The sequence below is a fragment of the Haloarcula sp. Atlit-120R genome (assembly GCF_003665885.1).
Taxonomy (GTDB): domain Archaea; phylum Halobacteriota; class Halobacteria; order Halobacteriales; family Haloarculaceae; genus Haloarcula; species Haloarcula taiwanensis.
The window spans coordinates 1-471 of sequence record NZ_QPLN01000078.1 but is presented as its reverse complement, the minus strand read 5'-3'; the positions used below and the strand labels follow the sequence as shown (position 1 = coordinate 471).

The 471-nt window shown below is 58.6% G+C and carries 1 protein-coding gene; it reads left to right on the top strand.

Annotated elements, in window-relative coordinates:
- Positions 1-37 precede the first annotated feature (37 nt).
- The coding region (locus DVK01_RS21300; protein WP_147435235.1) for a hypothetical protein at positions 38-471 on the top strand (434 nt) is incomplete at its 3' end.

Here is a 471-nt window from a genome sequence, read left to right as displayed (position 1 = left end):
CACCGACGATACGCTCCGTGAGAGTACACAGGAGGCTATGGAACTCACGGCTGCGGCAGCCGGTAAGGACTGGGAGCGTACAGACCCACATCTAACCGATGACGAAAAGCACGCGAACGACTGGAGTGTGCCTCGCGAAGGCCGGACACCGACACAGCAGGCCCTGGACATGGCCCGTGAGGACAACCGGATATTGGCCCGGAAACTTCGTCGGGAAAGCCATCAGTATGCTGACTACCACGCACTCGAGGAGGAGAACGAGCGTGTCAAGCTCAGTAACCGGGTATACCTCCAAGCCATCGACGAGCTGATGAGCGAACGCCATCGCTACCGGGAACTGCTTCGGAAGGAAGGCCTCCTGTCAGAGGAGGATGCTCGTCTTCCAGATCATCCAACGAAGCATCTCAAGGCAATTATCCGGCCGATGATCCGGCGAGAAGACACGCCGACAGCCAAGGAAACGCTCACTGG